This is a genomic window from Ensifer sp. 4252, from assembly GCF_050434565.1.
GTDB lineage: Bacteria > Pseudomonadota > Alphaproteobacteria > Rhizobiales > Rhizobiaceae > Ensifer.
This window is the reverse complement of sequence record NZ_JBNDIU010000039.1, coordinates 21,693-28,764: the sequence shown is the minus strand read 5'-3', so window position 1 is coordinate 28,764 and position 7,072 is coordinate 21,693. Positions and strand designations below refer to the sequence as shown.

Annotated in this window: 8 protein-coding genes and 1 pseudogene; 1 reads left to right on the top strand and 8 read right to left on the bottom strand. The window is 61.4% G+C overall.

All coding sequences use genetic code 11. The features are described from left to right. The coding region (gene tnpC / locus ABIE33_RS34150) for an IS66 family transposase (RefSeq protein ID WP_429133328.1) at positions 1-851 on the top strand (851 nt) is incomplete at its 5' end. Between the two features lie 302 nt (positions 852-1,153). Here tnpC and ABIE33_RS34145 read toward each other — a convergent pair. The 8 genes and pseudogenes from ABIE33_RS34145 to ABIE33_RS34110 all read right to left on the bottom strand — a co-directional run. Beyond that, positions 1,154-1,303, bottom strand: a pseudogene (locus ABIE33_RS34145) (LysR family transcriptional regulator); the annotation flags it as partial. A gap of 32 nt (positions 1,304-1,335) precedes the next feature. Further along, on the bottom strand, positions 1,336-1,530 hold the full coding sequence (locus tag ABIE33_RS34140) for a hypothetical protein (protein ID WP_429133326.1): 195 nt from the start codon (positions 1,528-1,530) through the stop codon (positions 1,336-1,338). Beyond that, positions 1,512-1,823, bottom strand: coding sequence for a hypothetical protein (locus tag ABIE33_RS34135; RefSeq protein WP_429133333.1), 312 nt, complete (start codon positions 1,821-1,823; stop codon positions 1,512-1,514). Before ABIE33_RS34135 ends, ABIE33_RS34140 begins: the two co-directional genes overlap by 19 nt. A 210-nt stretch (positions 1,824-2,033) precedes the next feature. Beyond that, a complete protein-coding gene (locus tag ABIE33_RS34130; RefSeq protein ID WP_429133324.1) occupies positions 2,034-2,993 on the bottom strand; it encodes an XdhC family protein in 960 nt (319 codons plus the stop codon). 1 nt (position 2,994) lies between these two features. Beyond that, positions 2,995-3,576 carry a UbiX family flavin prenyltransferase gene (locus ABIE33_RS34125; protein WP_429133322.1) on the bottom strand — a complete coding sequence of 194 codons (582 nt, stop codon included), beginning with the start codon at positions 3,574-3,576 and terminating at the stop codon, positions 2,995-2,997. 4 nt (positions 3,577-3,580) lie between these two features. Then, the gene (locus ABIE33_RS34120; RefSeq protein WP_429133320.1) at positions 3,581-4,954 is read right to left on the bottom strand and encodes a UbiD family decarboxylase; all 1,374 of its coding nucleotides are present in this window, start codon (positions 4,952-4,954) and stop codon (positions 3,581-3,583) included. 61 nt (positions 4,955-5,015) lie between these two features. Next, a complete protein-coding gene (locus ABIE33_RS34115) occupies positions 5,016-5,960 on the bottom strand; it encodes an amidohydrolase family protein (RefSeq protein WP_429133318.1) in 945 nt (314 codons plus the stop codon). Between the two features lie 18 nt (positions 5,961-5,978). Beyond that, the gene (locus ABIE33_RS34110) at positions 5,979-6,902 is read right to left on the bottom strand and encodes an amidohydrolase family protein (protein ID WP_429133316.1); all 924 of its coding nucleotides are present in this window, start codon (positions 6,900-6,902) and stop codon (positions 5,979-5,981) included. Positions 6,903-7,072: the final 170 nt, after the last annotated feature.

Genomic DNA, 7,072 nt, shown 5'->3' with positions numbered 1-7,072 from the left:
AAGCAGGTGAAAGGGTCTTTGCCGACGAAACGACATTGCCGACCCTGGTGCCTGGTTCGGGAAAAACAATGACGGCATGGCTGTGGGCCTATGCACGTGATGATCGGCCGTTCGGGGGATCAGGGCCACCAATGGTCGCCTATAGATTTGAAGACAGCAGGGGTGGGCGCTGCGTGGCCCGTCACCTGAGCGGCTTCAACGGCATTCTTCAGGTTGATGGGCACGGCGCCTATACGAGCATGGTCAAAGAGCAGGTCAAGGCCGGCAGCAACGAGACCATCGCGTTGGCAGGGTGCTGGGCGCATGTCAGGCGCAAATTTTACGAACTGCATATCGGTGGTATCAATCAGGCCGCGACAGCCTCGGTGAAGGCGATGAGCGAGTTGTGGAAGGTCGAGGACGAGATCCGGGGAAAGGATGCCAACATCCGTGCTGCCGCACGACAAGAGCGGTCTGCGGCCATTGTCGCCAACCTTTTTGACATCTGGGAAAAGGAGCTGGCGAAGGTCTCTGGCAAGTCCAAAACCGCGGAAGCGATCCGCTATGCAATGACCCGCCGACAATCTCTGGAACGCTTTCTCGGTGACGGCCGCATCGAGATTGACTCCAATATCGTCGAGCGCGCAATCCGTCCCCAAACGATCACACGGAAGAATAGTCTATTTGCCGGAAGCGAAGGCGGTGGCAACACATGGGCCACGATCGCGACGCTTTTGCAGACAGCTAAAATGAACAACGTCGATCCGCTCGCCTGGCTGACACAGACCTTAGTTCGCATGGCCAACGGATGGCCCGCGCAGGATATCGACGCTCTGATGCCGTGGAACTTCGAGTCGAGCGTGGTCGGCTAACCGCTTACGAAGCACAGGCCAAGTATTTGTCCCGGGACCGCTGCCTAATTCGAATTGATTAGTTAGCACCCCTAAAAATCTATTGCCTTTGGGCACCGCTATTGCAACAATACACCTGTAATTGCGCAACCGAAAAGCACACGTTAAAAATGAGATTCGTGCTGGTTTTACTGCCGCGCAATTCCTCAATTTTAAGAACGCGCACCGTGATTGAGCCTCCGCCCTGCGGAGGCTCAATCAATTAAGCCGAGCCAAAATAGGTTTCGGCTTTCATCAGACGCTAGAAGATCAGATACCGTCCCTCACCCGCCCGGGCGCGCCAGCGACCCGGGAATGTCGATGAAGTCGTCTCTGGACGCGCTCGGATCTTCCTTGTTCCAGGCGACACCCAGCCCGATTTTCAGATCGACGCCGCGCACGGGCTTAAGCTCGAAGTTGCACCGGTAGAGGCCTCGAACCAAGGGAAGTGCCCCCTGCTCTTCACTCAGCGCACGATAAGAAACAATCCACTGGCGATCGCAAAGCTCAGAACGGCAACTCGAAGACCACGACCACCGATACGATGATGCGCGAGCCTGGAAACAGCACTTCCAAGCAGTACCGGCGGCGTCAGATAGAGGGCCGCAAGTAGTTGGTCGGAGCCTAGGCGGCCAGCGATAGCTAACACGACAAGCGACATGACCTCCCCGACGAGGAAGCAGAGGGCGACCGTTGCCCGCAACACCGGTGCCTTGGCGTGCTAGTAGAGCAAGGCGAGAGGTGGGCCGCCGATGCCCGTGGCGGTTTCGGTAACGCCCGTGAACAAGCCGACGCCGAGTGCGCTTGGTTATTCGGACAGAAGGGCGGCGCCACAAGGGCCGCGCCGGCGGCAACCACCGTGAAAATGCCGACCGCAAGCTCCAGTTGGTCCAGCGAAAGCGCGGCCAGCAGCCAGAGACCGGCGAATGTTCCAGCAAACCGGCCGACGGTGATCCAAGTTGCGCCGGGCCAGTCGACTTGCTCGCGCTCGCGCAGCTACATAATGGGAAGTTCGTGCTCAGTGTCCTCAGTCCTAGGACAGAGGACAGTCGCCATGAAGAGCCAAGACATAATCGTCCTGCACCTGCCATGCTCGTGTGTGAGCGCCATCGGAAGAAGACGCTAGTGAGAGTGGCGGAAATGAGTTGTGTCGCGCCGGTGGACTCAGCGGTGAGAATTTGGATTGAAGGCCGTTTCTAGCCGCGTCCGCGCGTGCGCGATATCTGCAACAACGGAGATGGCGAGTGCACGTGCATCCCTTGCTTTGTCGAATATACCGATCGGCGCCTTGATACGGGCAAGCACGCTCTCCGCTTGCCCGCACGCAAGTAGGGCCTCGCAACGCTTGGCATGCGTGCGTCGACTGCCGAGGGCGCCGACGTAGAAAGCGTCTGACGCGAGCGCCCTGGTAAGCACCGGTAACTCACGGTCAACATCGTGAAATAAAAGAGCGACGGCCGTGTCAGCGTCCAGTTCGCCTGGCGACGGCACCTGGCCACGTTCAAGCGCCATTGTCTCGTAGCCGGCCGCCACGGCAACGCGGGTAACCGCTCCGACCTCCAACGGCGTGCCGGCAACGACGATCCGTGGCTTCGCCCTATAGGCCAGCTCGAACCACTCTCCATCCCAGCCGCTTGCTCCTTCGCCCTTGCGCAGGGAGAGGGCGCGCTTACCCGGATGATAACGCAGACACACCGGCATTCGGCGATCAAGGGCGGCCAGTGCCTGACGCAAGACCGCAGCGTCCGCCAGTACATGGATCGCAAGCGTAATGCCGCCGCCACAGGGCAGAACGATATCAAAAAAGGGCGACCCTTCACCAAGGCGAAGGCGACGATCCATGCCCTTCGCAAGGGCGATCATCGCGTCGGCGGCGACGGCAGCTTCCGTGCAGCCACCCGAAACGAAGCCGCAATAGAGACCGTCATCGCGCACGACCATTTGCGCGCCGAGACGGCGCGCGGCCCCACCGCGGATTTCGACGAGCGTGATGAGGGCGGCGCCGCGCCCCTCTTGGAGCGACTGAACGGCGAAGGCAAGGATATCAATCGCATCATCCGAGATGAAGGCGACGCGAGGTTCTGTCGCAAGCGTCTCCGGATCGGCGGCTATGCGGGCAGTCATGTCATTCCACTCCCTGCGTTCCCGGCCAGCGGCGCACGATGCCCGGGTCGAGGTCGAAGAGATCGAGCACCCGACCGACGGTGTGGTCGACCATGTCTTCGATGCTCTGGGGTTTCGCGTAGAAAGCTGGGACAGGTGGGTAGATAATGCCGCCCATTTCGGTCACCTGCGCCATGTTGCGGATATGGCCGAGATGGAGCGGCGTCTCTCGCAGCATCAGTACCAGGCGCCGACGCTCCTTCAGCACCACGTCGGCTGCGCGAGAAATGAGGTTGTCCGTCGTGCCCGTGGCGATCTCAGCAAGCGTCTTGACCGAACAGGGCGCGACGATCATGCCGAGGGTCCTGTAGGAGCCGGAGGAACAGACCGCGCCGATATCCTTGTTGGAATGAATGGTCGTCGCCAGGGCTTCGAGATCCTGCCTGGTAAAGACCGCCTCGGCCGCAAGCGTAATGCAGGCGGCGCGCGACACGATCAGGTGCGTCTCGATCGCGAGATCACGCAACAGTTCGAGGATGCGCTTGCCGTACACCACGCCGGAGGCGCCCGAAATGCCGACGATCATGCGTCTTGGATGCGTCATCGCCCTATCTCGCGCTTCTCAGGAGTGCTGCGGCGCGAGCGCAGGCCTCGTCGCTGATGCGGGCGCGCACGCCGTGGAAATTCGGGCCGCGCGTCGCATCGAGCCCCATCCGTGAGGTCGTACCGATGCCGCTGGCCGAGGGATCGAGAGCGTTGCCCGGCAGGCCCTCGACGATGACGACGTCCTTGTGCGGCTGGAAATGGGTGGCGAGCGCCCAAAGTACCTCGCCGTCGCGGGTGATATCAACATCCGCGTCTACCACCACGACGGTTTTCAGGTACTGGTCCCAGCCGAGAAGGCCGAGCATGACCTGCCGCGCCTCTCCCTCGCGCGTTTGGTTCATGGCGATATAGGCGTGGAAATGCGTGCCCGACGAGGGGTAGTGTACCGCGGTGATCGAGGGGAAGCGGGCCTTCAGCTTCTCCACCACCTCCGCCTCGCGCGGCACACGGCCAAGGTTTAGGTGCTCGGCGGAATTGCCCCCCGCTACACTCACGAGCATGGCATCGCGCCGGCGCATCATCGTTTCGACGGTGAAGAGGTTGTTGGTCGAGCGGTCAGAGGAATAGCCAGTGAACTCGCCGAACGGCCCCTCCTCCACATGCGCCTCGGGATCCAGCACGCCTTCGAGCACGATCTCGGCATGGGCGGGAACGCGGATCCCATATTTCGGCGTGCGCACGACTTGAAGCGGTTCTCCCATCAGGCCGCCGGCGACATCGCGTTCGTCTTCGCCGAAGGCAAGGCGGGCGGAGGCAGCGATCATGAAGAGCGGATGGCCGCCGATGACCATGGCTACCGGCATCGGCTTGCCCTTTTCCTTGGCCATGTTCATCAGCCGCCAGAGATGGCCGCGCGAATGCAGGGACGTCGCGAGTGAGTTCTTCGAATGGATCATCGCGCGGTGGTAGCTGAGATTGCCAGCGCCGGTTTCCGGATGCTCGCCGATGATGATGCCGCTGGTGATGTATTTCGATCGGTCCGTGTCGAAGTGCTTGAGCATCGGCAGCGCATTGAGGTCGACGGCATCGCCGGAGATGATCTCCGCGGTGATCGACCCCTCTTCCAGGATTTGCGGCGTGAACGGCCGGTTGGCGCGCGCCTGGTAGGCCTCGTGCAGCCTGTCGGCGGTCGAGCCGAGCAATCGCCCGATGCGGTCGCGCGAGGCAAAGATGTTGCAGAGCACCTGGCTGCCGATGCCGCTTACGCTTTTGAGGTGAAGCATGGGGTGCTGGCCCCTGTCGGCCAGGTTCCAGATCAGCGCCGTCGCATCCTGGTCGTCCAGGACCGGCTGGTCTATGGTGATCACGTCCTCGGGGTATTCTGCCCGGTAGTCGGCCAGGAAGCGACGAACGTCTTGCTTGTGGTACTCGGTCATATCTCGGCCTCGGCGCAGCGGTTGGGGGACGGCGCCCCCGGAAGGGGCGCCGTCGACTTGTTCAGGCAAATTCCTTGTGCTTGCCCGTGGCGCGGTCGACGCCGGCGTAGGAATCCTTCAGGCGCGTCTGGGCGTCCCTCAGGTCACGGGGCGGCGGCGACGGATCGATGCCGACGAGCTTGGCGATGTTGTTGCCGAGATAACCTTCCAGATCGTCCTCGGACAGGTTGATGCCGTGCGGCGGATCCTTGCAGAGCACTTCCAGTTCGCGCAACCACATGCCCGGATCGTTGGGCGGGCTGTCCGTGCCGAAAACAATCTTGTTCTTCGGCAGCTGCTGGGCAAATTCCACGATGCGCGACTGGAAGCACCAGCCGGATTCGCAGTAGACGTTCGGGGTATCCATCGCCATCCAGAAGGATTCGAACGAGTAGTTGCCGCCCGTCTGGATGCCGAAGTGACCGATGATGAAGTTGACCATCGGAAACTCGCGGATGATCGGGTAGAACATCGTCGGGATGGTGTACGGGCCGTCGCCGGTGTGAATGAGAACCACCACGCCAAGTTCGGCGCACTTCTTCATCGCCGGACGCAACCAGTCTAGCGCCCGGTCTGGGCGGTAGCCGTGCATGTTGGCGTGCAGCTTCAACATCTTGAAGCCATATTCCTTGACGTGGAATTCCAGCTCCGCCGCGCCGTTTTCAGGTCCCCAGCGCGGGTTGTAGTTGAAGTTGCCGATGAAGCGGTCCGGGTACTTCTGGCAAAGCTCCGCGCAATAGGCCATGTAGTCGCGAATGCCCTCGCGGCCCTTGCGGTTGCCGTCGCGGTAACCGGTATTGCCCGGCGGCGGCTGGATGAAGCCCATGTCGATCCGGCGCGGCTTGCCGTTGATCATGTAGGGGCCGTCCATCAGCTTGAGCATGCGCTCCCCTGTGAAGGGCTCGCCCGTGTGGCGCCACGCCTCGTCGACGAGGTTGGTCGGGTGAAGGTGGGTATCGATGATCATTGTTCACTCCGTTCAAATTTACGCGGCAAGTGCTACGCCGTGCTGGCGCAGATACGCCTCGGCTTCCTCGACGGTGGCCGGTGGCTTCGTCGCTTCCAGCCCGATCATCCGGGCGACGTTGTTGCCGAGATAATCTTCGAGCGTATCCTCATCGAGGTTGAGGCCCTGCGGCGGTTCGTGGCAAAGGACTTCCAGAAGGTTGATCCACATGCCCGGCTCGTTCGGCGGTGTGTCAGAGCCGAAGAGGATCTTGTGCTTGGGGAGCACCTTGGCGAATTCGACGATGCGCGACTGAAGGCACCAGCCGGATTCCACGTAGACACTCGGCGTGTCGAGCGCCATCTGCATCGGCTCGAAGACGTAGACGCCGCCGGTCTGAACACCAAAATGCGCCAGGATGAAGTTGACTTCCGGAAACTCGCGGATGATCGGATAGAACTCCGTCGGGATCGAGTACGGACCGTCACCGGTATGCACCTTCACCATCAGGCCGAGATCCGCGCACTTTTTCAGTGCCGGACGCAGCCAGTCGAGCGCGCGGTCCGGGCGGTAGGCGTGCATGTTCGCCTGCAGCTGCACCATCTTGAAATCAAACTCCTTCGCATAGCGTTCGATTTCTTCGGCGCCGTTCTCGGTGCCGTAGCGCGGGTTGTAGACGAAGCAGCCAAGGAATCGGTCGGGATGCTCGGTCACCATCTTTTCCGTGTAGGCCATGTACTGGCGGATGGCGGCCTTGCCCTCTAGATCCATGACCTCGTGGGTGTAGATGGTGTTGCCCTGCGGCGGCTGGATAAAGGCCTTGTCGATGCGGCGTGGCTTGCCGTTCACATAGTACGGGCCATCCATCATCTTCAGCAGTTTGTCGCCGGTGAACGGCGGTCCGTCGTGTCGCCAAGCCAGGTCCACCAGATCGGTGGGATAGCAGCTCAGGTCAATAATCATAGGTTTCTCCTGTCGTAGAGGGTCCGGTCGATGCGGGGCCGCGCGATGAACGCCATGCCGGCCGAAGCCGGGCGTGGATCCGCGATCTCAGGAAATGCCGAAGACGGAAGGAACGGGCCGGAGTAAAAGCTCCCAGGGCGGGGCAACCGGGCATTCCTCTTTTCGTCAGC